Genomic DNA, 307 nt, shown 5'->3' on the forward strand with positions numbered 1-307 from the left:
ATCTGTGTGGACATTCACAGGTATTGAGTTATTCGAAATTGTCTTCTGTTCTTCGGAATGTTGGCAATCAAAAAATTTAAACTCAATGCAACGATGAATGTTCATAGTAATATGTACAAACATTAATTAGATTCTTCCGAGTCTAATTAATGAAATCAGAATTCATTGAGCCGAAACCTTTTGGTTTCAAAAAAACTTTAATTGAAGAGTTTGATCATGGCTCAGATTGAACGCTGGCGGCAGGCCTAACACATGCAAGTCGAGCGGTAACACAAGGGAGCTTGCTCCTGAGGTGACGAGCGGCGGA

1 rRNA gene is annotated in these 307 nt (G+C 39.4%); it reads left to right on the forward strand.

What is annotated here, in order from left to right:
- Window positions 1-198 precede the first annotated feature (198 nt).
- A 16S ribosomal RNA gene (locus H5181_RS20425) occupies window positions 199-307 on the forward strand; the annotation flags it as partial.

The organism is Shewanella sp. SG44-2, from assembly GCF_014164215.1.
In the GTDB taxonomy this organism is placed as follows: Bacteria; Pseudomonadota; Gammaproteobacteria; order Enterobacterales; family Shewanellaceae; genus Shewanella; species Shewanella frigidimarina.